Source organism: Candidatus Omnitrophota bacterium (assembly GCA_030688425.1).
Lineage (GTDB): Bacteria > Omnitrophota > Gorgyraeia > Zapsychrales > JANLHA01 > JAUYIB01.
Genome location: JAUYIB010000021.1, coordinates 166269 through 188752 on the forward strand (window position 1 = coordinate 166269; position 22484 = coordinate 188752).

Here is a 22484-nt window from a genome sequence, read left to right on the forward strand (position 1 = left end):
CCTTTTCAGGAAAAATTTTTTATCAGCACAAAAACCGGCATGCTGCTGTAGCCCAGGAACATCAGCAGGCCGAACAGGCGGCTGATGTTCTGGATCATGGGGGTGTATCGTGGATGATTAAACCCGAATGTCTGGAAAAAACTTTCCAGCCCGTGGCTCAGATGCAGGCCCAGGCAGGCCACGGCGATGATGTAAAGCAAGCTGTGAGTGATGTCGGAAAACGCGTTGTAGACAACGCCGTACAGTCCGTAGTCCTTCCCGTCCAGGATGGCCCTCGCGCCGTGATGATCCGTAAAGGTGAAATCCAGCAGATGCCAGATCACAAACGCGATGATGATGGATCCGGTGTACGGCATCAGCCTTGTGGCCCAGGACCGCTCCCCTTTCGGTTTTTGCACGCTGTACGGGACGGAGCGGGCGCGGATGTTTTCCATGACCAGCAAAAAAGTGACATGCATATGCACGAGAAAGACAAGCAGAAGCCCGAATTCCACGAGGTACAGCCCCGGCCGTAAGGATGATAGTTTTTTAGCATAGGCATTGTACGCGTCAGGGCCGCCGTAAATGAAGAAGTTCCCGGCCATGTGGCCGAAAACAAACAGGATCAGCATGAGCCCTGTCACGGCGACGATCTGCTTTTTACCTATAGAAGAATGAAGATACTGGTTGGAGAAGTCCATGTTATTAAACCGTTAGTGTTATTGAGGGAAGGACATTATCATAACACAAGGATACTGTTTTGCAAGGGGCGGACGGAATTCTTATGGGACTTGTTGATACGTGATGCGATAGATCGCTCCGGCATGGTCATCCGAGACCAGCATGGAGCCGTCCGGCATGATTTCGATGTCCACCGGCCGTCCCCAGACATATTCCCCTTCGTGCCAACCTTCGGCAAACGGCTCATAGGAAACCGCCTTGTTGTCCTTCACTTTGACCAGCATGACGCGATAACCGAGTTTTTCCCCCCGATTCCAGGACCCGTGCTCCGCGATGAAGATCTGGTTGCGGTATTCTTCAGGGAACATCGCACCGGTATAGAATCTCATCCCCAGAGAGGCGACGTGCGGTCCTAATTCTTGGACCGGCGGGGTATAGTTGCCGCAGACAGACACCGGCGCGTATTCCGGATCGTTGATCGTGCGGCCATGGCAATAGGGAAACCCGAAATGCATCCCGGCCTGGGGCGCGTGGTTCAACTCGTCAGGCGGCATATTGTCCCCGAGGTTGTCCCGGCCGTTGTCCGTGAACCAGAGCTCCCGGGTCTGCGGGTCCCAGTCGAAACCGACGGTATTGCGGATGCCGCGGGCAAAGAGCTTCAGGTCGCTCCCGTCCGGGTTCATGCGCAGGATCGAGGCAAAATGAAGGTCGTCGCTTTCACAGACATTGCAGGGCGCGCCGACCGGGACGTACAGCTTCCCGTCCGGCCCGAACCGGATGAACTTCCAGCCATGCCATCCGCTGGACGGAAAGCCGCGGCTGACCAGGACCGGCTGGGGGGGATTGTCCAAGTTCTCTTCAATGCCGTCAAAGCGCCAGATGTTGCTGATTTCCGCGACATAAAGCGAACCGTCCCGGAATGCCACTCCGTTAGGCATCCGCAGGCCCTGGGCGATGGTGATCACCCGGTCGGCTTTATTGTCCTTGTCATCGTCTACAACGGCATAGACGGCCCCAACGGTGCGCGACCCGACAAAAAGCGTTCCCTTGTCGCCGAGCGTCATGGAGCGGGCGTTGGGGATGTTGTCCGCGTAGATGGAGATGGAAAATCCCGGGGGGAGCTTGATGGAGTCGATCGGCAAGGGGCTTTGGGCCTCTGCCGCCGCCCCGGAAATGACCAGCCCCAGCATTCCGGCGATCATGGGCACGAGGGAACGCATCAGGATTTCCCGGATTTGTTGCGGATGGTTTTGAGCTTGAATTTTTGGGTATCCCGTCTGTCTCGCAGGACCCGGGAAATGTTTTTCTGCCGGTTGTTGAATGAGGATTTGGCCATTAGAAAATGATTCTCTTGTAAAGTCCGGTCAGAACGGCCTTGCCCAGGATGTGCCCGGCCATGGCTTTTTCAAGGTCTTTCTTGGTGGCCCCGGCCCGGAGTTCCAGGGCCGTGTCCAGGGAGTAAATTTTGAAAAGATACCGGTGCGTCCCGCTCGGAGGACACGGTCCTCCCCAGGTATTGCGGCCGAAATCATTGCGCCCCAGGATCCCGGGGGCGCTGTTTTCCAAAATCCGGTTGGTGACCGCGACGTTGAACAATACCCAGTGGACCCAGTCTCCTGACGGAGCGTCCGGATCATCAACGATCAAGGCGAGCGTCTTCGTGTTCGGCGGTATTTCGCTGATGTCGAGCTGGGGATTGATGTCGCTTCCCTGGCAGGTGTATTTTGGGGGGATCATCCCGTCGTCTGAGAAAGCCGGGCTGGAAATTTTCATGGCGTTTCCCTCCGATCGGCAGGTTTCGGGAACGGCAATCGACATGACGGCAAGGCACAGCAGGACAACAAAAGTTTGTTTCACGGAGCCACCTTGATTTTTAGCGACGCGGCGACCTGTTTAAGAAACGCGTCCGCGTCCTCATCCACGGTCAGGGATATATTATAGCAGTCCAAGTGCACTGCGCCTTTATTGATGATGACGATTTTGCCGTTGGCCAGGGTCGGGACCATGGCCGCCGGATAAACCACGCAGGAGCTGCCGATCACCAGGAACAGGTCGCTTTCATGCGCCAGCTGGCTGGCTTCGGGCAGGTGCTTGACGTTTTCTCCGAAAAAAACAATGTCCGGCTTGATCAATCCGCCGCAGACGCAGCGCGGCGTGCCCGGATTTTTGAGCGCGCCTTTCATCCAACTGTAGGTGAAGGCCTGCCCGCATTCAAGGCAATGGCTTTTCCAAAAACTGCCGTGCATCTCGTACACGTGCTCGGAGCCGGCCTTCTGGTGGAGCGAGTCGATATTTTGGGTCACAATGCCGCGGAGTCTGCCCGCATTTTCCAAAGCGGCGAGGAATTTGTGGGTGAAGGTGGGCTTGATGGTTTGCTCGAGCCCGATGAAGTCCCGGGCGAACTCGTAAAATGGATAGGGGTCCTGCAGGAAATATTCGATGTCAAACACGCGGTCCGGATCGTATTGCCGCGTCACATACAGCCCCTTGGGCCCGCGAAAATCCGGAATTCCCGCGTTTGTGGATATACCGGCGCCGGTCAGGACAGAGATGTTTTGGGCTTCGTTAATGAGCGTTGCGCATTGTTCGGGGATGGCATGCACGTCAGGGGTTGAAAACCTTTAGCCCTATTCTTCTTCATATTTTTTCTTTAAAATTTCGACGACTCCCGCGTCGGCCAGGGTCGTCACGTCGCCCAGGGCGCGGCCTTCGGCCACGTCGCGCAGCAGGCGGCGCATGATCTTGCCGCTGCGGGTCTTGGGAAGGTCTGCGGTGAAGATGATCTTGCTCGGGCGGGCGATGGAACCGATCTTGACGACCACGTGCTGCTTGAGGGTCTCTTCCATCTCTTTGCCAGGAGCGTTCCCCTCTTTAAGGGTGACAAACGCGGCAATGGCCTGGCCTTTGATGTCGTCCTTGATCCCGACGACCGCGGACTCGGCCACGCAGGGGTGGTCCACCAGCGCGCTTTCCACTTCCATGGTGGAGATGTTGTGCCCGGCGACCAGCATGATGTCATCGACGCGGCCCATCAGCCAGAGATATCCGTCTTTGTCCTTTTTGGCGCCGTCTCCGGTAAAATAATATTTTCCGTCGAACCGGCCCCAATATGTGCGGACATAGCGTTCTGGATCGCCGTAAATCCCGCGCAGCATGGACGGCCATGGGCTGGTCAACACGAGAAAACCCCCGCCGACTTTGATTTCCTTCCCGTCTTCATCAACGACCTTGGCTTCAATTCCGGGGAGAGGCCTGGTGGCGGAGCCGGGTTTGAGGGTTGTAAGCCCGGGCAGAGGCGAGATCAGAATGCTTCCGGTCTCCGTCTGCCACCAGGTGTCCACGATCGGGCACTGCCCCTTACCGATGTATTTGTAATACCAGACCCAGGCCTCGGGGTTGATCGGTTCGCCCACGCTTCCCAAAAGGCGTAGAGATGACAGGTCGCACCCCTGCGGCCACGCGTTCCCCCATTTCATGAACGATCGGATCGCCGTCGGGGCGGTATAGAAAATCGTGACGCCGTATTTTTCGATGATCCGCCAGAACCGGTCGCGCTGGGGCCAGTCCGGCGATCCCTCATAGATCACGACCGTGGCGGCGTTGGACAGCGGGCCGTAGGTGACATAGCTGTGCCCCGTGACCCAGCCGACGTCCGCCGTGCACCAGAACACGTCTTCGGGTTTGAGGTCGAAAACGCATTTGGTGGTGTAAGTGACCCCGGTCATGTACCCTCCGGTGGAATGGACAATGCCTTTGGGCCGTCCGGTCGTGCCGGAGGTGTAAAGGATATAGAGCAGGTCCTCCGAATCCATGGGTTCTGGCTTGCAAAAGGCCTGGGCGGTTTTGACAACATTGTGATACCAGACGTCCCGGCCTTCCTGCATGGTCACGGCCGTGTTGGTGCGGTTGACCACGATGACTTTTTCAATGCTCGGACAGCTTTTGATGGCTTCATCCACGGCGCTTTTGAGCGCGATCACGTTGCCCCTCCGGTAGCCGCCGTCGGCGGTGATAAGGAGTTTGGCCGACGCGTCGTTGATCCGGTCGCGCAGGGCCTCGGCGCTGAAGCCGCCGAAGACAACCGTGTGGACCGCGCCGATGCGCGCGCAGGCCAGCATGCTGATCACGGCCTCCGGGATCATGGGCAGGTAGATGGCGACCCGGTCGCCTTTTTTCAGCCCAAGCGCTTTGAGGGCGTTGGCCAGTTTGTTCACTTCCCGGTAAAGGTCGTAATAGGTCAGGGTGCGCTGGTCGCCCGGCTCCCCTTCCCAGATGAGCGCGGCTTTATTGCGGGTGGAGCCCTGGATGTGGCGGTCCACGCAGTTGTAGCAGGCGTTGAGCTTGCCGTTGATGAACCATTGGGCGAACGGCGCTTTGGTCCAGTTCAGGACCTTGGTCCACTTTTTGAACCAGACCAGGGTTTTGGCCTGTTCGGCCCAGAAGGCCTGAGGATTTTGGGCGGCCTTTTGGTAAATAGCTGCGGATTTGATGTTGGAATTGCGGCGGAATTCCGGACCGGCCTTGAAATGGCGGTTTTCTTTTAAAAGATCATCCAGCGTGGCGGCTGTCACATCCAGAGGCCGGGTTGACGGCTTTTTGTTTTTTTTCATAACAGCGGCATTCGGCATGAACACCCTCCTATTTTTTGCAGGATTTGACCAGCGCGATGATGTCTTTGAAGTCCTCGTGATCCGCCCCCCGGATGAGTTCGCAGATGATCATCTCGGTGGTTGTGACAACGGCCCCCAGCGATTTGACGAGGTCCAGGGCGACGGCCTTGTTGTCCGGGGAGCGCGAGGAAACCGCGTCCGCGACAATCTGGACCTCGAATTTCCGGGACAGGAGATCCGCGACCGTTTGATAAACACAGACATGCGTTTCGATCCCGGCCACGATGACCTGGCTGCGGTCCAAGGCCGCCCATTTCTGCGCGAACTCTTTGCTGCCAAAACAGCTGAAGCTGGATTTCCGGACGGGATCCTGGCCCTTCAAAAGACCATCTATGGCTGGAATGGTCCTGCCGATCTTTTCCGGGACTTGCTCGGTGTGGATGATGGGGACTTTCAGGATCTGCGCTGCGCGGACCAGGGCCTGGATATTGCCGGTCAGTCGTCCGCTTTCGGCCATGACAGCCGCTAACTTCCCTTGAACGTCAATAACGAGAAGAGCGCATTTAGTGATTTCGTACATAGGCCGTTAAAAAGACAACGGCACAGGGCCTTGCCGGCCTGTGCCGTTCTCTATTCTCAGATTGAGTGGCTGTTCAATGTTATCCCGCTTGTTCCGCTTTAATGATCCCGCAGCCGATGCGTCCGCCGGCGTTGCCGGTCGGCTGGCCGAAATCGTCGGTTTTCTCATGAAGGATGACCGCGAGGCCGTTGACGTTATTGTGTTCGCCCGAGAGGCTGACTTCGGGAAGGACCAGTTCCAGAGTCCCGCTGCCGTCGGCTTTGATCTCGATGTTGCCCATGTCGCCGGCGTGGGCCGCGCCGTGCCCATCCTCGGGCAAAAACCCGTGCTGAACGCCATGTGGATTATAATGTCCTCCTGCGGCGTTGCCCAGATCTTCGCAACTGCCCTTTTCGTGGATGTGGAATCCGTGCGGGCCGGGGTTCGGCACGCCGATGACCTCCACAGATACTTTAAGGCCTTGCTCGGTTTCCTCGAAGGCGGCTCTCCCGGTTATGGGAGATCCCTCTTCGGCCCCTTTGATGACAGCAACAGCTTTTTGAGACGCCACGGCGTAACAGGCGGCAGCGCCTATGCTGACTAATCCTACTGCCATAATCAGGATTTTTTTCATAAGGTTCTCCTCTCGTGATTAAAAACTCTCTGGAATCTATCACCGGGAGACCGCTTTGTCAAGCTGCAGGTGGGTTATGTTAGGTAGTTGTACTTAACCCGGTGCCGTTCTCTAAGGTTGGGGGTGGCTCATTAATCCTTGCTGCTTCGCGTTACGAAGCAAGGCGGCAAGGACTAATTCGCACAGCAACTTACGTTCACTAACGTTCCGTAAGTTGCGTGCTCATTAGCTGAATCTATACGACTCCATCGTGCTTTTGGCTTCGAGGATCACGGCGATGATGTCCCGGCGGCTGACGATGCCAACCAGGATCCCGTCACGGACGATGGGAACGCGGCGGATGGGATTGCGTTCAAAGAATTGGGAAACCGTGAGGACCGGATCGTTTTCGTTAAAAACAGTGACATTCCGGCTCATGTAAAGGCTCACGGTGTCTTCATAGGTGATTTTCTCTTTGGTCAAAATCCGCAGGACGTCTTTTTCGGTCAAAATCCCCACGACCCGGTTGTCGTCCGTGACCACCGGCATCCCGCTGATCTGGTTACCCGTCAACAGTTTGATGGCCTCGAGGATGGGTGTTTGGGGCTTCACGGTGATGACATCGGTTTTCATGATGGATTTGATAAGCAGCATGCGAGTTCTCCTTGTTTTCAGTTTAAGCCGGAGAGGCCTTCAAAGTCATTGATCCGGACCGGCTGCCGTCTGGGCCCCCATGTCCCCGGGCGGTCGTCGAAATGCCCGGGGCAAACAGCGCCGCAGAATGGACAGGTGTTCCTTTTTACCAAATGATATTCCCCAAGCTGATACCAGTCGCGTTCAATCAGCAGCTTTTTGCATTGATGACAATAGGTGCTTCCTCCGCTGGCATCATGGACGTTGCCGGTGTAAACATAACGGATGCCCTTGCTGATCGCGATCGCGCGGGCCCGGGTCAGGGTCGCGGCGGTTGTGGCGGGTTTGTCCATCATGCGGTAATCCGGGTGGAAGGCCGTGAAATGCAGAGGAACGTCCAGGCCCAGATTCCCGGTGATCCATTCGGTCATCGCATGCAATTCCTTGTCGGAATCGTTCTCTCCCGGGATCAGCAGATTGGTGATCTCAAACCAGACCGTTGTTTCCTTTTTGAGATAGAGCAGCGTTTCCAAAACCGGCTGCAGCGCGCTTAAGGTCAATTTTTTGTAAAATTCCTCCGTGAAGGCCTTGAGATCAACGTTGGCCGCGTCCATGTGCCTGTAGAATTCCGGACGGGCTTCGTCCGTGATATATCCGGCGGTTTTGGCAACCGGATGGACCCCGATTTCCCGGCAGGCGTCGGCTACGTCCATGGCGTACTCGGCGAAAATGACAGGGTCGTTGTACGTGAACGCCACGCTTTTGCACCCGGTCTTTTGGGCGGCCAGGGCGATGGCTTTGGGCGAGGCATGATCGGTGAGCCGGTCGAATTCGCGGGATTTGCTGATGTCCCAGTTCTGGCAGAATTTGCAGCCCAGGTTGCACCCGGCGGTGCCGAAGGACAGGATCGCGGACCCGGGGTAAAAATGGTTGAGCGGTTTTTTCTCAATGGGATCAATGCAGAAGCCGCTGCTGCGGCCGTATGTGGTGAGGACCATCTGCCCGTCTATGTTCTGGCGGACAAAACAAAACCCCCGTTGTCCTTCGGATAAGGTGCAGTTGCGGGGGCAAAGGTTGCAAAGGATTCGTTTGTTGTCAAGGACTTGCCAAAAACGGCCGATATGGTGACGTGTCGCTTCGGAAAACGGCAATCGAATCCCCCCTTCCTTTGTAAGTCTAATACGGGTTCCCGGTCTTGACAAGAAGGTTTTCGCATCTTTGCGCTTTGCCGGACGGATTGGTGCGCGACGCGGTCATGATTTGAAATTGCGCTTGCAATCGCCGGAGAATTTCATTGACTTTGCAAGACCCTGCGGTAAACTAACTACAAATCCTTCAATAATGATCAAGATAATTCTATGAAAAAGCCATTCACCCCCAATTTGAAAACGCCGTTGGATCTGCTCTGCAAAGAAGAGCTGAACAAGCAGGCCCAGGGTCTGCACGGCGCCGTGTCTCAGGAATTTCGGGATATCAGCAAGGCCGACATCTCTTGGGAAACCGAACAGATCGCCAAATCGCACGGGGTTTATCTCGAATTTAACCGCGCCAAAACCGGGGAAGAAAAACACTGGATGTACCTGATCCGCATCAGCAACCCCGGCGGCGGACCGATCACGCGCGAACAATGGCGGCTTTTTGACGAACTCTCCGACAAACACACCAAAGACACCCAGGGAATCCCCTCTCTCCGTCTCACGAACCGTCAGAACATCCAGTTCCACTGGGTCAGCAAGCAGGGTGTTCTGGAGATCGTAAAAAAGCTGGCCGAGGCCGGCAAGCGCAGCATCAATGGCTGCGGGGACAACACCCGCAATGTTATGGGCTGCCCCCTCTCCCGCTCTTCAGACATCTTCGACGCTAACGCCTGGGCTCAGAAGGCCGGGGCCTATTTTCAGCTCCCTCTCGATCCCTATATCGAGGTGTGGGCCCTTGATCCGAAATACATCCGTAAACCCGAAGAGTCTTTTTCCTACGGGCCGCGGTTGTTGAACCGCAAATTCAAACTTGCCTTCTCAACGGTCCATAAGGATCCGCATACCGGCAAGATCGTTCCGGACAATTGCGTCGAAGCCCTGACCAATGACATGGCGGTCGTGCCGATCGTTGACAACGGCAAGGTTTCGCGCTTCCAGATTTACATCGGTGGAGGACAGGGTGAGCGCAATGGCAAGCCCTCCATGGCCTCCCTTGCCCAACCGCTCGCGATCGTGTCCGAAAAACAGCTGTTTCAGGTCCTGGACGCGGTGGTCCATGTGCATGAAGAATGGGGCGACCGGCAGAACCGGTTCTGGGCCCGGATCAAATATGTTGTCAAAAAGATGGGAACGGATTGGTACCGCCAGCAGGTCGAAGCCCGTCTTGGCGTTAAATTGGATTCACCGGACCTGAAACTGGATTACGGCGCCCGGCATCTCCATTTCGGCTGGACGCTCCAGCCTAAGAACGGGTTGTACGCTTACGGCGCGTTTATCGAAAACGGCCGCGTGACCGACGCCAGCCCCAACGGAAAATTGAAGACCATGATCCGTGAGATTATGGAGAAATATCCTGTCGAATTGTCCGTGACGCCCAATCAGGACGCGTTATTTACAAATGTCCCCCAAGACGCCCGCGCCGATTTTGAAGCGGATTTGAAGAAGCACGGGTTCGGCCTGCGCAACGGAAAAACGTATTCCCATCTCCGCCTCCACTCCGGCGCCTGCGTGGGGCGCGACACCTGCCGCCTGACATATACGGATTCCGAAAAGTTCGAACCGTTTCTGGTTGATGAACTGGAAAAAATGGGGTGGGCCGATATGGCGGAATCCATCGGAATCACCGGATGCGAGCGCCAGTGCTTCCGTCCCGCGACCAAGACCATCGGCCTGGTCGGTTCCGGCATGGACCGGTATCAGTTAAAGCTCATGGGCAGCGAATCCGCCCGTCATCAGGGCGTTCCCCTCCTTTCTGCGGGCGGCCAGGGCATTTATCTGCGTTCAATCCCGCGGGAAAAAGTCGCCGCTGTCATCGACGCCCTCTTCCGTTTTTATAAGGCGAACGCCAAACCGGGCGAGGACATGGGCGCGTATCATCACCGGATCGGGATGGACGCGATCATCCAGCACCTCAAGGAAAATCCCGCCACCGCCCCGTTGATGCTAAAACCGTTTCCCGCCGATTGCGTCATCGAATAATTTTTGATTTTTGCAAACAAAAAGGGCGCGCCGTTTATCCGGCACGCCCTTTTTCTGCTCTGACGTTTTTGAGTCGCTACATCACTTTCTTGATCAAAACAAACCCTCCAGCCAGCAGAATTCCAAAGGCCAGTGTCAGCCACTCAAAATGTTTTTCGATGAAACGCTTGGCCTTTTCCCCAAGAAAATAAAGAATTGTCGCGACAATGAAGAACCGGGCTGACCTCCCGATCGCCGAGGCCAGGATAAATCCCCCCAGGTTGATGTGGCAGACACCGCCGGCGATCGTGAATATCTTGTAAGGGATCGGCGTGAATGCGGCGATAAAAACAACCCAGAACGAGTATAATTCATATTTTTTCTGGACCAGGTCGAACAATTCCTGGCTGAAGACGTTGGGGATAAAGAACGACCGGGCCGCTTCCCAGAGAAAATATCCGATCACGTAACCGAGCAGACCTCCGATGACCGATCCCAGGGAGCAAATGAAGGCGTAAAAGAATGCCTGCGCCGGCCGGCCCAGGGCCATGGCCATCAGCAGAACATCCGGCGGTATCGGGAAAATGCTGGATTCCACAAAGGCCACGATGAACAGGGCCGGGACAGCGTAAGGCGTGGACGCCCAATGTATGACCCAATTGTAAAGCCGCCGCGCCCAAAGCGACGGCTGCCGATACCAGGGCTTTCCGACCGTTGTTTGTGACATGAGTTGTCCTTTCTAACCTTCGGTGGAATTCTGGTCCCAAAGCGCCTTGCGGGTTTCCGAGACCAGCACGCCGTTTAAAACAATGAGAGAGATCAGATTCGGGACGGCCATCAGGCCGTTGGCGATGTCGGCGAACGACCAGACGACTTTCAGCGTTGAGACTGACCCCACCATGACCGCGCCGACCCACAGCCAGCGGTAAACCGGGATGACTTTGCTCCCCCAGAGATATTCCGCAGCCCGCTCACCATAGTATGACCATCCGAGGATTGTCGAAAAAACGAAAGTTAAGAGGCCGAAGACAAGGATCGCCGGGCCGATGACCGGAAAATCGGAGAAGGCCTGGTTGCTCAAGGCCACACCGTTCAACCCGTTCTTCCATTCTCCGGAATTCACAAGGACAATCCCTGTCATGGCGCACACGACCACCGTGTCCCAAAATGTGCCGGTCGCTGACACCAGGGCCTGGCGGATCGGATCTTTGGTTTGCGCGGCCGCGGCCACAATGGGCGCGCTTCCCATACCGGACTCGTTTGAAAAAAGCCCGCGCGCGATCCCGTAACGCATGGCCTCGCGCATCCCCGCTCCGGCAAAGCCACCGATGGCCGCCTGCCCGGTGAACGCGGACTGGAAAATCAATCGTATGGTTTCAGGGACCGATTCCCACTTCATGATCAGCAGGACTAAGCATCCGAAGAAATAGCCGATGGCCATGACCGGGACCAGCTTTTCGCTGGCCCTGGCAATGCTTTTAATGCCACCGAGGATGACAACGGCCGTCAGAACGGTGATGATACTGCCGGTGATCCAGGGAGAAATGCCAAAACGCGCGGTGATGAGGGATGAAATGGCGTTGGCCTGCGTCATGTTGCCGATCCCGAAGGCGGCAAAGGCCGTCAGCCCGGCAAAAATCACGCCCAGCCAGCGGCAGTTCATTCCCCGCTCCAAAACATACATCGGTCCGCCGGCCATCAGCCCGCTGGGCATGGTGATTCGGTATTTGACGGACAGCAAGGCCTCCGAATATTTGGTGGCGATCCCGAAAACACCGGTCAGCCACATCCACAAAACCGCTCCGGGTCCGCCGGCGGCGATGGCGGTCGCGACGCCGACGATATTGCCCGTGCCGATGGTCGCGGCCAGGGCCGTTGTCATGGCGCCGAACTGGCTGATATCGCCCTCCCCTTCCTTTTGCTTTTGCAGGGAGAGACGGATAGCTTTGCCGATGTAGCGCTGGATGAACCGCAAACGGAACGTCAAAAACAGATGGGTTCCAAAAAGGAGGATGAGCATCGGCGGTCCCCAGACTAAATCGCTGATGTTCCCAAGCCATTTTTCGAGATCAGCCATTCTCCCCCTCCTCCTGGGCGGGTGGACGGACCGGGTTGATGACGGCTTCGCTCAATTTTTTTCTGCGGAATTTTCTGACCGTAAACTGGAACCCGTTGATTTCCACTGTTTCTCCGCCGGCGACGCGTTTTTTGGTCTGACGCTCGAACCAGTCGGCAAACCGCATCAGGGCCTCCCCGTCCTGGGCGGATGTCCATTTCATGCCGATGGTGATGGCCAGGGTGGTCATGGGGACCCCTCCGCCGACGATCCATCCGCCGCTCAAGGGATGGATATACGCCGGCAGGCGATCATACTCGTCCTCGATTTCGCCCACAAGTTCCTCGATGATATCTTCCAGGGTGATCATTCCGAGGATCCTCCCGGAGTGCGATCCGACCATCGTGATGTGGAGTTTTTCCTGCATCATTTTTTCCAACACGCTGGAAATGGGAGTGTCCGCCAGGACAGTTTTGATCGGCCGGATGATCCCCCGGATACTGGGGTCATTGGGATTGATTTTCAGGGCCGCGATAATGTCCTTGAAATTGATATATCCCTGGATCGTCTGCGGGTCCTTTTCCTGGCCGCTGACCGGGAAACGCGTGTGCATGTCCATATGGGCCCTGACCAGCGCCTCGGAGAGCGTGCAGGCGAGAGGGATGACGGACACATCGGCGATCGGCAGCATGATTTCCCGGACCGGGCGGACCGAAAGCTGGGCCGCGGACAATACGATCTTTTCCTCGCGCGCGCCGATCAGGCGTGAGGTCCTGGCCAGGGATACCGCGGCGGTCAATTCATGGAGGCCCAACTGATCATCGGCGCGGATCTGAGGGGAGGCTTTTTTTGCGGCCAGGGTCATGACGCTTTTGACAATGCGTTCCAGCACGGTGATGGCCGGATACATGACGTGATATAAAATTCTCATGCCTGGCGACAGCTTAAGACAGACCCAGACATTGTGGTTCAGGGCGTAGGTTTTTGGGATCAGTTCGGCGAAGGTGATGGTCAGGGCGCTCAGGGGAAGGATGATGAAGATCAAGGATAGGATGTCGGCCAGTGTTTCCGGAATCCCGAGACGGGATTCCAGCACCGGTGCGAGGATTTCGGTCGCCCCGGAGCCGCCCACGGCCGCGGCGATCGCGCCGACCAGGGTGATGCCGACCTGGATGACGGCAAGACTGGCCTCCATCCGGTCTTTCATGTAAATCGCGTCCTCGGCCCCCTTGCGCTTTTGGGTCACGAGGATGGTCAGGCGGGCGCGGGAGATCGACGCCAGGGCCATCTCATACGCGGCAAAAACGGCGTTGAAGGCCAGCATCAATGCGATAACGATAAGTTCAAAAATTATGGACATAACCGTTGGGGGTGTTTGACATTAATGGATGACGTGGAGCATGTCCTCCACAGTGACAAATTTTTCCCGGGGTTTGCCGGCGGTTTTACCAAACTCAATTTCCGCGGCGTCGATTTTTTTCCAATCAGGGAAACTGACGACCCTGATTTCGCGTTCCTTTAACAGCTTTTTGACGGCTCCGGAGTCCGGGGTTTCGCAAGGCTTCAGTTGAGGAAGATCCGCAAGGATTTTCTGAACGGTCATGACGCTGTCCGGTTTGTTGGTCCCGATAACGCCGGTCGGTCCGCGTTTGATCCACCCGGCGCAATATAGCCCGGGAATGGCATGGCCCCCTTCCATGACCCGTCCCTCGATGTTGCTGAAGGTCCCTTTCTTCGTATCGAAAGGAATGCCGGGGATGGGAACGCCCCGATATCCGATGCTGTAAAGGACCAGCCCACAGGCCATCTCCTCGAAAACGCCGGTCCCCTCGGCCTGCTGTTTCCCCGGAGGGCCGACAAGCCGGTTTTTTTCCAGCACCAGTTTGTTCAGGCGGCCGGATCCGAGCAATTTTTGGGGGCTTTTGTGGAAATGAATAATGAATCGCTTCTGTTTTTGAGAAGGCGGCCGGGCGCTGAAAGATTTGAGGACTTCGAAATTTTTCTTGGCCTGCAGATTGGTGGGGTCTTCGAGTTCTATTTCGCTTTCCGGCCTGATTTTCAGGTAGGCCGGGTCCAAGACCGGATCGCAATCCGCCAGATCGCCGAACTCGCGGATCTCCACGGGCGTGAACGCGGCCTGGATCGGGCCACGGCGGCCGATGACATGAACCTCTTTGATTTTGCTTTCGGCCAGGGCCTCCAGGGCATGTTTCGCGATGTCCGTGCCCTTGAGCTCCTCCACCGTTTTGCAAAGGATCCGGCTGACGTCCATGGCGACGTTCCCCTGCCCGATCACGGCCGCTGTTTCGTGGGAGAGGTCGAATGTCTTCTGCCGGTAGTCCGGATGGCCGTTGTACCAGGCCACAAATTCCGTGGCCGAGTGGCAGCCATCCAGGGTTTCTCCAGGGATGCCAAGCTGGCGGTCGGATTGGGCGCCGCAGGTGAAAATCACGGCATCATAAAAACGCCGGATTTCTTCAATCAGGATATCCTTCCCGACATGGACGTTGCCAAGGAACGAAACAGCGGGATTGTCCGCGGTCTTTTCGTAAATTTTGACCACGTTTTTAATCTTGGGATGGTCTGGAGCGACTCCGTAACGGACCAATCCATAGGGGGCGGGAAGACGGTCGAAGATGTCGACGGAGACTTTTAAATCCAGCGAGGTCAGGAGCGTTTCCGTCGCGTAAAAGCCGCTGGGGCCGCTGCCGATGACAGCGACGCGCAAGGGCCTGTCCGCGGTACCGAGTTGAGACATGAATGATCCCTTTCGTCAGACTATCATTTTTTCATTTTTGCTAAAAAAATCCAGAGTTTTTTCTGCGGTTTTACAGGAGCGCCACGGCTTCGATTTCCACCAGCGCGTCCTTGGGCAACCGTGCCACTTCGACCGTGGAGCGGGCCGGGGCCGTTTCGGTCTTGAAGAATTCGGCATAGACCGCGTTCATCGCCGGGAAATCGGTCATATTCTTGAGAAATACCGTTGTCTTGATGACTTTTTCCAGTGATGAACCTGCGCCTTCCAGCACCGCCTTCAGGTGCGTCAGCACCAGCCGTGTCTGTTCAGGAACTCCGGCCTGGATGAGCGCGCCTGTTTTTAGGTCCAGGGGGATCTGACCTGCGGTATAAACAAGCTGGCCGGCGATGACGGCCTGGTTGTAGGGACCGACGGGTTGCGGGGCGCCGGCTGGTTTGACAATTTTTTTGCTCATGGTTCCCTTCCTTTGCTGTTGAAGGGGGCCTTACTGCCCCCAATATTCCTGGGTTTTGGGCGTGACCCGGGCGACTTCGGCGCGGACACAGGTCCCGTCCGTGAACTGAATGGAAAGTTGCGAGCCGGCGAAGGTCGCGGTTTCTTTCTGGGCGTACAGCCGGAACCGGTGGGTCCCCGCCGGATAACTACCAAGGGATTGGTCATATGTCACATTGAGCTGTTGCTTTTCATAAAAAATTACCAGTGGATAAAGTTGTTTGCCAAGGGCTTCTTGCCCGGAACTGGTTGACCAGCCCTCCCCAGAGATGTGATGGAGCATGGTCATGGATTTGATGGCCTTTTCTTGTTCCAGGGTCAATTCGGCGTCCCAGCCGAAATCCTCGGGATTGGTATTGGCGTTGCCCGGGCCCGGGCCAAAATTGTTCCAGAGTCCGGCATAGTCCCCGCCGACTTCCTGGAAAGTGAGCTCCAAAGCGGCGTCACTGGCCCGGGTGCACGAGCCCAGAAAAGAAGATTGTGATTGTACTCGCGCGGGTGGAGTGTAAGGCGTGTAGGTCGGCTGTGACGACGGCGAAACCCGCGGCCGCCGGTATTGAATCTCCTGGCGGTCTTCACCGGCGCGCAGGACAAAAAGCGAGAAAAATAAAATCAAAAAAGGCGATAACAGCAGCAAGATGAACCGGAAATTTACGGAGGATTGCGGAAAAAGACGGCTGACAGGAATGTTCATGCGCGGCAGGGGCAATACCCCCGGCCTGTTGCGGACAAATGTGTCGTGCCCCAAAAAAAGGGCGGCCGAGACAAGAACCGTCTGGAGCAGGAATGTCATGAATACGCCCCATTCCTGCCAGATCGCAGTGACAAAAAGTCCATACCCGGCCGGACACACATCCTCTAAGCTTTCATAAACAGGGGCGAACAAAACGGCAGCAGCAGCCCATCGGTAAAGTCTCTGCATTTCAGGGGGATCAACGCGGCGTGTCAGATACCATATCCCGCATCCAGCGGCCGCGGTAAAAAGGTAATAGACCGCCAGGGTCCCGGTCAGCGAGCCGTCGTCCCGGTTCCCAATCGTATAGCACAACGCCGCGTAACCGAGGACCACATAGATCACCGCGCAGAGAGCGGCCACGGCTGAAAGCCACGGATTCTTCAATACGGGCGGGAGATTATTTTGTTCCATGGTATTGAAATCGTTTCACAGCGCGGCCATTGACGGTCACGCGGCTGTTGAACATGGTCTTGGGCCGGATCCAAAGGGACGCGGCGCCATACCGTGTCCTGTAGAGGGCTTTGTAGACAACGTGCTCTTCCAGGGTCTCACTGTGCCGGGCCGTCCCCAGAACTTCATAAAGCTTCCCTTTATAATGCCGGTAGATGCCCTTACGGAGATATTTCATGCGTTTGCGGGAAGCGGGGATTTCAGCGGCCAATACCGGCAGGCCACCTTGGCGTTTTCGGTGATTTTGATTTCCGTTTCCGGCGTTATCGTCACGACCCCGTGCCATATATTTTTGTTCAGGATGATCGGCTGGTCCAGCAAAAAACACCGGACCGGACCCTCTTTGTGTTTCGTCACGAATAACAAACTCCGGCCCCGGACAGGTTCGAAGCTTTCGTATGTGCCCGGATGAGCTTCCAGCCGGCGGATCCGTTTGTCCCGGACGACCAGATAGGCGATCCGCCATCCGGTCTGCGCATGTTCCGTGAGGATGATGCGCCATAAATTCCGCCGGGTTCCCTTTTGTCCCTTGCCCGGGTAGCCGATCACTTTTCCATAGGGCCGGAAACTGGCAGGGGTGATGCGGCGGGGATGGTCCATGGCGTCAGTGCCCGCAGCAGGAGCCTTTGCCGTCATGATCATGGCCGGCCTGGCCCGGCGCCTGGCCGCCTCCGCAACAGCCGCCTTTTTTGGCTTTCAGAAGGAATAAAACGACAACGACAATCACTATGACCGGAATGATCCAGTTCATCAGGGACTCCTCTGGGAAAGTGCGTTTTTATTTATATTTATTGATCAACTGGTCGAATTCATCAACCGGTATGGCGGTGCAGGTCTTGAATGAAATGCCGGTCAGTTTGGAGAGCGCGATGGACGCCAGCGTGGCCTGTCCCGGCCCTGGGAGGCTGACGATAAAAACAAGGTCATTGTCACCCAGCAGGGCGTAAACGGATTTGACGCGTCCCCCCAGTTTTTGAACGGAATTGATGGCTTTCCGGGTCCGTTCAGGGCTGATTTTTTTCAGCGCATCGGGCGAGTATTTGCCAAAAAGGAAAAATGTGGTCATGACAGGCCTCCTCGGTGGTGGGTTCCCTGGGAAATGGCAAAATCTGTGTAGTTATTCTATCGGAGATCATATTTAAAAACAAGCCTGGAATATTTTTTTTGCTTTAAGAAAGGACCGTTTTGTCTTGCAGATAAGTCGGAATTTGCCTTGACTTAGGAAGCCGATTTGCTATTCTAAAATTACTTTAGCTTTAAAAGGATGAAGGCCGCTAATCAGAAACCGTCGATTGGAGAGTCCCATGCAGATCGGAATTCCCAGAGAAGCACATCCCGGGGAAAAACGCGTCCCTTTGGTCCCTTCGTCCGTGGACCGGCTGGTCAAAAAAGGGTTTCAAGTGGTGTTCGAGTCCGGCCTGGGGGAGTCCGTCGGCCTGACCGACAATGAGTATCAAAAGGCCGGGGCGGTCGTGGACACGGACCGCCGCAGGATTCTTTCCTCATCCGATCTTCTCCTGCGTCTCCGCAAGCCTCCGATGGAAGAAGTCAACTTTCTCAAAAAAGGCTCGATCCATATCAGCTTCCTTGACCCGTTTAATGAGCCGGCTCTTGTGACGGAGTTGGCAAGCGCCGGCATCAGCGCGATCAGCATGGAAATGATTCCCCGGACCACCAAGGCGCAAAAGATGGATGCTTTAAGTTCCCAGGCCAACCTGGCCGGGTATGTGTCTGTTGTCCTGGCCGCGGACCGTTTGGACAAAATATTCCCGATGCTCATGACCCCGGCCGGGACCATTACTCCGGCCCGCGTCTTCATCATCGGCGCCGGTGTGGCAGGGCTCCAGGCCATTGCCACGGCCCGCCGCCTCGGAGCGCGCGTGGAGGCCTTTGACACCCGCCCGGTGGTGGAAGAGCAGGTCAAATCCCTTGGGGCCAAGTTCGTCAAAATTGACCTGGGCGAAACCGGCCAGACCAAAGACGGTTATGCCAAGGCCCTCACGCCCGAACAGATCAAGAAACAACAGGATGGCATGGCCAAGGTCTGCTCGCAGTCCGATGTGGTCATTACCACCGCGCAGCTGTTCGGCCGCAAGGCCCCGGTCCTTTTGACAAAAGACATGGTGGCCCAGATGAAACCGGGCAGCATTATCGTGGATATGGCGGTGGAAACCGGCGGGAACGTTGAAGGCTCCAAGGTGAACGAAGAGGTTCTGGTCAACGGGGTCCGGATCATCGGGCTTGGGAACCTCCCAGGCCGGGTGGCGTCCCATGCCAGCCAGATGTATTCCGCCAATCTGCAGAATTTGATCGAAGAATACACCGACAAAGACAGCAAGTCGTTCAAGTTAAACCTTGACGACGAGATCATCAAGGGATGCCTGGTCACTCATCAGGGCCAAATCGTCAACCCGATGCTCAAAAAAGGATAACCTCATGGAAACACAGATGCACCTGGACATCACCGCTCTCCTGGAACTGATTTTTCTCTTCGTGATATCGATTTTTCTGGGCGTTGAACTGATCTCGAAAGTCCCTTCGATCCTTCACACCCCGCTCATGTCCGGATCCAACGCCATTTCCGGAATTACCGTTGTGGGCGCTTTGATCGCCACCGGATTGACCCCGGGAAGCAATTTTTGCACGGCCCTGGGGGTCATGGCCATTGCGTTTGCCACCGTTAACGTTGTCGGCGGGTATGTCGTCACCAACCGAATGCTGGGGATGTTCAAGAAAAAGACCGTTCAGCCGGCCGGACAGACAGGAGCGCAAAAGTGACCCTGAATATCGTTATCAATATCAGCTATATCGTGGCTTCGGTTCTTTTTGTCCTCGGCCTTAAACGGTTGAGTTCCCCGGAAACCGCCAGGAACGCCAATCTTTTGTCCGCGCTTGGGATGCTGATCGCCATTGTCGCGACGCTGCTGACGAAGGGGCTGGAATTTCAATGGATCATACTGGGGCTGGCCATCGGATCGGCCATCGGGATTTTCATCGCTCTCAAGGTCGCGATGACGGCCATGCCGCAGATGGTCGCCCTCCTCAATGGGTCCGGCGGCCTGGCCAGCTTGCTGGTGGGCTGGTCGACGTATCACTATACTCCGCAGGCCTCGCTTTTAACATCAATCACAACGTATCTCGCTGTGCTGATCGGCGGGGTGACTTTTACCGGAAGCGTCATGGCCTGGGCCAAACTGGAGGAGCGCATCACCGGGAAACCCATCCTCTTTGCCGGCCAGCACATCGTCAATTCGATTCTTTTGGGGGTCCTGTTGATCGGCGGGGTGGTTTTTTGCATGAATCCGGCCGGGAATTACCCCCTGTTTATCACCATCGTTGCCCTTTCCCTGATTTTGGGGGTCATGGTCGTTATTCCTATCGGTGGGGCTGACATGCCGGTGGTCATTTCCCTTTTGAACAGCTATTCCGGGATGGCCGCCTGCGCGACAGGTTTTGTTATTATGAACAGTTTGCTGATCGTTGCCGGGTCTCTGGTGGGGGCGAGCGGGATCATCCTGACCAAGATCATGTGCAAAGCCATGAACCGTTCCCTGGCCAATGTGCTTTTCAGCGGGTTCGGCGCCGTGACCAAAAAGGCGAAAGGGTCAGACATTAAGGGCGAGGTGAAGCCGATTTCCGCCCAGGACGCTTATCTGATCCTGGAATCGGCCCGTTCGGTTGTTTTTGTCCCTGGCTATGGGCTTGCCGTTGCCCAGGCCCAGCATGTTGTGAGGGAATTAGGTGAGCTTTTGGAGAAAAACGGCGCAGAAGTCCGGTTTGCGATCCACCCGGTTGCGGGGCGCATGCCCGGGCACATGAACATCCTTTTGGCCGAAGCCAACGTCCCTTATGAACAGCTTGTGGAGATGGACAGCATCAATCCGGTCCTGGAGACGGTTGACGTGTGTGTTGTGATCGGCGCCAACGACGTTGTCAATCCGGCCGCCCGGCATGACAAGTCCAGCCCCATTTACGGGATGCCGATCATCAATGTGGACAAGGCCAAGACCGTTTTTGTGCTTAAGCGTTCTATGGCCACCGGATTTGCCGGCATCGAAAATGAGCTCTTTTACTATGAAAATACCCGGATGCTGTTCGGCGATGCCAAAGCCAGCATCCAGACCCTTGTCTCGGAATTCAAAACAAGCCACTGATTCATGGCCAATAAAAAACCCCCGGGCTCGAGAACCCGGGGGTTTTTCTTTTTATAATCCGTAAATTTATTTGTCAGAGGACTTTTTGAGCCTGTGAATCCGTACGCCCGGGGCCGCGCCGGCCTTCCTGTGGGTCACCCGCTTGTTTTCAATGAATCTGACGGCTATCAGGTAAAAAGCGGCAGATTCCTTTTTCTCGACCCGTACCACTTTCCCATAGCCCTTGAAAATATCTAAGACCCCGGACATGACCACATGAAGCTCCAGGGTATCGTCCATATGGTACGGGACTTCGCTTAAGAACGACAGGCCCGAAACGCTCATATCGTTGGTCATGGACAGGTGCCAGGATTTATCACTGTCCCTGAGGCTGGATTTGACCATGCGGAACTGGATACTGAGGATCCTTCGTGCGCGTATTGACTCGCGTCTTTCATCGATCAGCGGCTTGACCATCTATGCGGCTCCTTTGAGGAAATCCGAGCAGGGCAGATTGAACGTTTCAGCGACTTCTTTGATCACCAAATCCCCCTGAACCATGTTCAGGGCGCGTTTCATTGCGTAGGAATTGTCCAAACACTTCGGAAAGCCCCTGTCGGCTAACATAAGAATATATGGTAATGTCGCGTTCGTCAAGGCATATGTGCTGGTTCTTGCCACGGCCCCCGGCATGTTGGTGACGCAGTAATGGACCACATTGTCGACGATGTAAGTGGGGTTGTCGTGCGTGGTCGGGCGGCTGGTTTCCAGAGATCCTCCCTGGTCGATGGCCACATCTATAATTACTGCACCGGGTTTCATTTGTGCGATAAGTTTTCTGTCGATGATTTGCGGGGCCTTGGCGCCCCGGATCAGGACACTGCTGATGACAAGATCGGCCTTGAGCACCGAATCCCGGACGGTATGCGTGTTGCTCATCAAGGTCCGCACGTTGGCCGGCATAATATCGGACAGATAGCGGAGCCGATTGAGGTTAATGTCCAAAATGGTCACCCGGGCGCCGAGGCCGGCCGCCATTTTACAGGCGTTGGCCCCCACAACCCCGGCCCCCAAAATCACGACCTCAGCCGGGCTTACCCCCGGAACCCCTCCCAGGAGAATCCCGCGTCCTTTCATGGGCTCTTCCAGGTATTTGGCTCCCTCATGCACGGCCATCCGTCCCGCAACCTCGCTCATCGGGGTCAGGCAGGGCAGTTCGCCGTTCGGTTCCTGCAGGGTCTCATAGGCAAAGGCGATGATCTTGCGCTTGAGCATCTCTTCTGTCAGCTCCCGGCTGGCGGAAAAGTGAAAATACGTAAAAATAATTTGTCCCGGCTTGAGATACGCATACTCCTGCGGGAGGGGCTCTTTGATCTTGACCACCATATCCGCTCTGGCAAAGACTCCGGCCGCTGACGGAGCGATGGACGCCCCTGCTGCCGTGAAGAGGTCATCGGACAAACCGCTGCCAATCCCTGCGTCGGTTTCGATAAGCACCGTATGCCCACGCTTGGTCAATGATTCAACGCCGGCCGGAACAATGGCCACACGGTATTCATTGTTTTTTGTTTCTTTGGGGACTCCGATGATCATAGGGCCTCGGTTGGTGTGGACCTTGGTTGAGGATTT

Annotated in this window: 25 protein-coding genes; 4 read left to right on the forward strand and 21 right to left on the reverse strand. The window is 56.0% G+C overall.

Annotation, left to right across the window (positions count from 1 at the left end; all coding sequences use genetic code 11):
• Positions 1 to 5: 5 nt before the first annotated feature.
• The 9 genes from Q8Q08_09435 to amrS all read right to left on the reverse strand — a co-directional run bounded on the left by Q8Q08_09435 (position 6) and on the right by amrS (position 8232).
• On the reverse strand, positions 6 to 680 hold the full coding sequence (locus Q8Q08_09435) for a succinate dehydrogenase cytochrome b subunit (protein MDP2654239.1): 675 nt from the start codon (positions 678 to 680) through the stop codon (positions 6 to 8).
• 81 nt (positions 681 to 761) lie between these two features.
• Positions 762 to 1850: a sorbosone dehydrogenase family protein gene (locus tag Q8Q08_09440; protein MDP2654240.1), complete on the reverse strand. Its 1089-nt coding sequence runs from the start codon at positions 1848 to 1850 to the stop codon at positions 762 to 764.
• Positions 1851 to 1995: 145 nt separating this feature from the next.
• On the reverse strand, positions 1996 to 2517 hold the full coding sequence (locus Q8Q08_09445) for a YbhB/YbcL family Raf kinase inhibitor-like protein (GenBank protein ID MDP2654241.1): 522 nt from the start codon (positions 2515 to 2517) through the stop codon (positions 1996 to 1998).
• Entirely contained in the window at positions 2514 to 3263 is a 750-nt protein-coding gene (locus Q8Q08_09450; GenBank protein MDP2654242.1) for a Sir2 family NAD-dependent protein deacetylase, read from the reverse strand. The genes Q8Q08_09445 and Q8Q08_09450 overlap by 4 nt, the downstream gene beginning before the upstream one ends.
• A gap of 24 nt (positions 3264 to 3287) precedes the next feature.
• Positions 3288 to 5270 (reverse strand): acetate--CoA ligase, encoded by a 1983-nt coding sequence (gene acs / locus Q8Q08_09455; GenBank protein MDP2654243.1) that lies wholly within the window; start codon positions 5268 to 5270, stop codon positions 3288 to 3290.
• Positions 5271 to 5298: 28 nt separating this feature from the next.
• Positions 5299 to 5850 (reverse strand): hydrolase, encoded by a 552-nt coding sequence (locus Q8Q08_09460; GenBank protein MDP2654244.1) that lies wholly within the window; start codon positions 5848 to 5850, stop codon positions 5299 to 5301.
• Positions 5851 to 5929: 79 nt separating this feature from the next.
• Complete coding sequence (locus Q8Q08_09465) at positions 5930 to 6463, reverse strand: superoxide dismutase family protein (protein ID MDP2654245.1); 534 nt, start codon at positions 6461 to 6463, stop codon at positions 5930 to 5932.
• Positions 6464 to 6688: 225 nt separating this feature from the next.
• Positions 6689 to 7096, reverse strand: a complete 408-nt coding sequence (locus tag Q8Q08_09470) for a CBS domain-containing protein (GenBank protein MDP2654246.1) — start codon at positions 7094 to 7096, stop codon at positions 6689 to 6691.
• Positions 7097 to 7113: 17 nt separating this feature from the next.
• The gene (gene amrS, locus Q8Q08_09475; GenBank protein MDP2654247.1) at positions 7114 to 8232 is read right to left on the reverse strand and encodes an AmmeMemoRadiSam system radical SAM enzyme; all 1119 of its coding nucleotides are present in this window, start codon (positions 8230 to 8232) and stop codon (positions 7114 to 7116) included.
• Positions 8233 to 8433: 201 nt separating this feature from the next.
• Here amrS and Q8Q08_09480 point away from each other — a divergent pair, with 201 nt between their 5' ends.
• Positions 8434 to 10251 carry a nitrite/sulfite reductase gene (locus tag Q8Q08_09480; GenBank protein ID MDP2654248.1) on the forward strand — a complete coding sequence of 606 codons (1818 nt, stop codon included), beginning with the start codon at positions 8434 to 8436 and terminating at the stop codon, positions 10249 to 10251.
• Positions 10252 to 10327: 76 nt separating this feature from the next.
• On the opposite strand, the gene Q8Q08_09485 is transcribed toward Q8Q08_09480, so the two are convergent.
• The 10 genes from Q8Q08_09485 to Q8Q08_09530 form a co-directional block, all read right to left on the reverse strand.
• Positions 10328 to 10957: a YqaA family protein gene (locus tag Q8Q08_09485; GenBank protein ID MDP2654249.1), complete on the reverse strand. Its 630-nt coding sequence runs from the start codon at positions 10955 to 10957 to the stop codon at positions 10328 to 10330.
• A gap of 12 nt (positions 10958 to 10969) precedes the next feature.
• Complete coding sequence (locus Q8Q08_09490) at positions 10970 to 12307, reverse strand: sodium:alanine symporter family protein (protein MDP2654250.1); 1338 nt, start codon at positions 12305 to 12307, stop codon at positions 10970 to 10972.
• On the reverse strand, positions 12300 to 13646 hold the full coding sequence (locus Q8Q08_09495; protein ID MDP2654251.1) for a hemolysin family protein: 1347 nt from the start codon (positions 13644 to 13646) through the stop codon (positions 12300 to 12302). Before Q8Q08_09495 ends, Q8Q08_09490 begins: the two co-directional genes overlap by 8 nt.
• A gap of 21 nt (positions 13647 to 13667) precedes the next feature.
• Positions 13668 to 15044, reverse strand: a complete 1377-nt coding sequence (locus tag Q8Q08_09500; GenBank protein MDP2654252.1) for an NADP oxidoreductase — start codon at positions 15042 to 15044, stop codon at positions 13668 to 13670.
• Between the two features lie 70 nt (positions 15045 to 15114).
• Positions 15115 to 15498: a Rid family detoxifying hydrolase gene (locus tag Q8Q08_09505; protein ID MDP2654253.1), complete on the reverse strand. Its 384-nt coding sequence runs from the start codon at positions 15496 to 15498 to the stop codon at positions 15115 to 15117.
• Between the two features lie 30 nt (positions 15499 to 15528).
• Positions 15529 to 16683 carry a hypothetical protein gene (locus Q8Q08_09510; GenBank protein ID MDP2654254.1) on the reverse strand — a complete coding sequence of 385 codons (1155 nt, stop codon included), beginning with the start codon at positions 16681 to 16683 and terminating at the stop codon, positions 15529 to 15531.
• Positions 16670 to 16900, reverse strand: coding sequence for a DUF1653 domain-containing protein (locus Q8Q08_09515; GenBank protein MDP2654255.1), 231 nt, complete (start codon positions 16898 to 16900; stop codon positions 16670 to 16672). Before Q8Q08_09515 ends, Q8Q08_09510 begins: the two co-directional genes overlap by 14 nt.
• The gene (locus Q8Q08_09520; GenBank protein ID MDP2654256.1) at positions 16897 to 17364 is read right to left on the reverse strand and encodes a hypothetical protein; all 468 of its coding nucleotides are present in this window, start codon (positions 17362 to 17364) and stop codon (positions 16897 to 16899) included. The genes Q8Q08_09515 and Q8Q08_09520 overlap by 4 nt, the downstream gene beginning before the upstream one ends.
• On the reverse strand, positions 17327 to 17473 hold the full coding sequence (locus Q8Q08_09525; GenBank protein MDP2654257.1) for a hypothetical protein: 147 nt from the start codon (positions 17471 to 17473) through the stop codon (positions 17327 to 17329). Before Q8Q08_09525 ends, Q8Q08_09520 begins: the two co-directional genes overlap by 38 nt.
• Positions 17474 to 17500: 27 nt before the next feature.
• Positions 17501 to 17788, reverse strand: a complete 288-nt coding sequence (locus Q8Q08_09530; GenBank protein MDP2654258.1) for a GYD domain-containing protein — start codon at positions 17786 to 17788, stop codon at positions 17501 to 17503.
• 238 nt (positions 17789 to 18026) lie between these two features.
• On the opposite strand from Q8Q08_09530, the gene Q8Q08_09535 reads away from it, so the two are divergent.
• The 3 genes from Q8Q08_09535 to Q8Q08_09545 are packed head-to-tail and all read left to right on the forward strand — an operon-like array spanning position 18027 to position 20876.
• A complete protein-coding gene (locus Q8Q08_09535) occupies positions 18027 to 19154 on the forward strand; it encodes a Re/Si-specific NAD(P)(+) transhydrogenase subunit alpha (GenBank protein ID MDP2654259.1) in 1128 nt (375 codons plus the stop codon).
• 4 nt (positions 19155 to 19158) lie between these two features.
• On the forward strand, positions 19159 to 19500 hold the full coding sequence (locus tag Q8Q08_09540) for an NAD(P) transhydrogenase subunit alpha (GenBank protein ID MDP2654260.1): 342 nt from the start codon (positions 19159 to 19161) through the stop codon (positions 19498 to 19500).
• 2 nt (positions 19501 to 19502) lie between these two features.
• Positions 19503 to 20876, forward strand: a complete 1374-nt coding sequence (locus Q8Q08_09545) for an NAD(P)(+) transhydrogenase (Re/Si-specific) subunit beta (protein ID MDP2654261.1) — start codon at positions 19503 to 19505, stop codon at positions 20874 to 20876.
• Between the two features lie 66 nt (positions 20877 to 20942).
• Here the strand turns inward: Q8Q08_09545 and Q8Q08_09550 are convergent, their stop codons facing one another.
• A complete protein-coding gene (locus Q8Q08_09550) occupies positions 20943 to 21332 on the reverse strand; it encodes a PilZ domain-containing protein (protein MDP2654262.1) in 390 nt (129 codons plus the stop codon).
• The gene (ald, locus tag Q8Q08_09555) at positions 21333 to 22448 is read right to left on the reverse strand and encodes an alanine dehydrogenase (GenBank protein MDP2654263.1); all 1116 of its coding nucleotides are present in this window, start codon (positions 22446 to 22448) and stop codon (positions 21333 to 21335) included.
• Between the last annotated feature and the right edge of the window lie 36 nt (positions 22449 to 22484).